We start from the raw sequence: 1,968 nt of genomic DNA on the forward strand, positions 1-1,968 counted from the left end.
TCCAATCTTCAAAAGATCTTTTATCGTATAAGATTGAGGCTTATTTTTCATCTTTCTACCACTAATATTTATAGCAACCTGCTTTTCTAAACCGTACTCATCTCGCTTCATTTTCACTTTAATAGAAGGATTATTTCTAGTAGGATCTAGATATTCTGCGATAGCTAAAACAGCTGCATTACAATTAAGGTTAATTACTAATTGTAATAACTTATATATCGTAACTTCTTTCCCTTTTTCCAAAAATACTTTATCTTTTATAGAAATTTTAGAAATATATTCACTAATTTTCACACTTGCTTGTAGCTTAATCTTTTTATATTTCAGTAAATCTAAGACATAATTTAAAAATAAAGCATTACCCAATCCATAATCATTTTTGTCTTTATCGCCTTTTTCATATAGTACTTTTTTGTCATTTAGACGAATAGCCAAGACTTTATAATTATTCATAAACTTTACTCCTTCATAAATAAATTAATAGAAATAATCTATAATCACTTTTTGAACTTACTAATTAGACCTTTAATATATTAATTTTATTTTAGAAAACTAAGATTTTCAAATATTGTTTTATAATATGTTAAATTTTATATATTAAAAATCATAATATCCTCGGCCATTCGAAACTAGATTTTTCTGAGTACTCTATTCTTCTGAAAAATGTCGATAATATACTAATTCTAACTTTTGAGTGTCCTTCATGAATAAAAACTTCTTTATTTAATCTCATATTATCCAGTTTATAAAACTCAATAAAATCCTCACAATTAACTATTTTAATATTTTGCTTAGTATCATAATATACAAGCATTAACGTATTAATCAGCGCTTCAAGAAATACCATTTTTAAATCATTTGCTTAATTCTGTCTAGTCAAATCAGCATTTAAACTAAATGACTTCCCAATATTATCTGTTAATTTTATCATCACTTTTTTTAAAACTATATACATTTAAATTTTTATTGCCTATCTTTCGAATTTCTATCTTTTCGGTATGCTCCTAATTCTATCATTAGATCCAGTTGGTTCATAGTCGCATATCTTTCATCATTAGTATTCCTTAATAAAAGTTTTCTATATCCTTCTATAGATTCTTGATTTAAATCAGACATATCATAATTATCTAATTGTTCTGTATCTATTTCATCAATTTATAATTCACTATTATAAGTAATATACTATAAATTTAATTTGATTATAAATAGACCAAGCAATTAAAATTTGAAGTCCAAATAATAAATAATATCTTCTACTTAACGATCAATATTGCATGAGATTTTCAATTAATTATTTATTGATAATAGAGTATGTATGTTGTTTTTCACTTCATTAACTAACTTTACCTTTCAAAATATTTATTATGATTTATCCAAAATTACTCTACAAGGCCTTACAATTTATAAAATATAACGGCAATTCTCAAAAGCCTCATACGTTCTGATACGGTCTGAATCCCTTTACAAAAAGCCGAAAAATCGCATCACCGATGATAGCTCTCAAGCAAACATAAGTACTCTTTTTAAAAACCTCATACAGTATGATACGTTCAAAATCCCTTTACTAAGCGGCTGAAAAAACCGCATCACTTATGATATGCTTCTGCTTATCGGGTAGTGATGCGGTTTTTAAATATCAATATTCAGATTTTCTCTCAATATAATTTTTAACATAAAATCAAAACTATATATTTTTAGTTAAATAATCAAAATTATATATTATTTCATCAAGTTCTTTCGACTTATTAATTACTTTATAATGTTTGTTATTCTTAAACATATCATCTATTTTAATTAAGTAATAGTTAGTCATTTTTCGGTTCTGTTGCAAAGTTGAATTTATAGTATAATTTTAACAAAAAGGAGTCTTCTGTATAAACTATTTCAGATATAAACAATTTAACAAGGATGTTATCACTGTAGCCGTTGGCTACTATCTAAGATATGCATTGAGTTATCGTGATATAT

1 protein-coding gene and 1 pseudogene are annotated in these 1,968 nt (G+C 25.1%); one reads left to right on the top strand and one right to left on the bottom strand.

Going from position 1 to position 1,968, the window contains the following annotated elements; translation table 11 throughout:
* Window positions 1-453: serine hydrolase family protein (locus LQ693_RS13295; RefSeq protein WP_239703266.1), on the bottom strand; the 453-nt coding region annotated here is incomplete at its 3' end.
* A 1,421-nt stretch (window positions 454-1,874) separates the two neighbouring features.
* Here LQ693_RS13295 and LQ693_RS13300 point away from each other — a divergent pair.
* Window positions 1,875-1,968 (top strand): annotated as a pseudogene (locus LQ693_RS13300) (IS6 family transposase); the annotation flags it as partial.

Source organism: Mammaliicoccus sp. B-M6, from assembly GCF_022386965.1.
In the GTDB taxonomy this organism is placed as follows: domain Bacteria; phylum Bacillota; class Bacilli; order Staphylococcales; family Staphylococcaceae; genus Mammaliicoccus; species Mammaliicoccus sciuri_A.